The sequence below is a fragment of the Microbacterium sp. CIAB417 genome (genome assembly GCF_022788845.1).
Genome location: NZ_JAHZUT010000046.1, coordinates 1 through 449, shown reverse-complemented (window position 1 = coordinate 449; position 449 = coordinate 1). Strand labels below are relative to the sequence as shown.

General features: G+C 61.9%; 1 protein-coding gene. It reads left to right on the top strand.

Annotation, left to right across the window (positions count from 1 at the left end):
• Nucleotides 1-449: Ig-like domain-containing protein (locus KYX17_RS31660; RefSeq protein ID WP_243233733.1), on the top strand; the 449-nt coding region annotated here is incomplete at both ends.

Below are 449 nucleotides of genomic sequence, written 5' to 3'. Positions count from 1 at the left end.
GACGGCAAGGTTCGGGTGACGGTGGGGGATGAGCGTCAGTTGATCCGTTATACGTTGACGGATCAGGATGAGCAGTCGACGTCGGCGTTCATCTATGTGCCGGCGTTGGCGGATCTGCGTCCGGTGGTGGATTCGACGGAGGGGATCGAGGTCGTCAGTGGGGAGACGGTCGAGGTTCCGTTGGATGAGTATGTGACGGTCGCCGGTGGTGGTTCGGTGGTGATCACGGAGGCGGAGAAGGTCAGTGCGGCGCATGCGAACGGTGATGCGCTGATCAAGGATGAGCGCACGTTGGTGTATACGTCGGCGCAGGGGTTCTTCGGCAAGGATGCGTTGAACTTCGAGGTGACGGATGGTGCCGGGCCGGATGATCCGGAGGGTCGTAAGGCGACGTTGTCGATTCCGATCACGGTGCTGCCGCCGGAGAACCAGCAGCCCACGTTCACCCG